This window comes from Bacillus sp. SIMBA_031, assembly GCF_046535225.1.
Taxonomy (GTDB): Bacteria; Bacillota; Bacilli; order Bacillales; family Bacillaceae; genus Bacillus; species Bacillus velezensis.
On record NZ_JAWRXC010000503.1, the window covers coordinates 1 to 251 of the forward strand.

Sequence of the window (251 nt, forward strand, 5' to 3'; positions counted from 1 at the left end):
GTTCTCCATTGAATTTAATGATAATTTTAAATACGGTGGGCTTCTTGATTATCTAAATCATGAGCAAAAGTTGGACAATATAGAGCAAAAATTGTTCAAATCATTTAATACCACTAACTTTGAATTTGTCTTAAATTCTTTATTAACAGCAATTAAAATTAATGAGACTTATAAAATAAAAACTGAAGATTTATGGAAAAGCTATGAGACAATAAAACAACACTTGATTTATGCAGTAAAGGAATTCACCC

At 26.7% G+C, this 251-nt stretch carries 1 protein-coding gene; it reads left to right on the top strand.

The features are described 5' to 3' along the window. The coding region (locus SB724_RS21170; protein WP_410572964.1) for a DUF4917 family protein at positions 1 to 251 on the top strand (251 nt) is incomplete at both ends.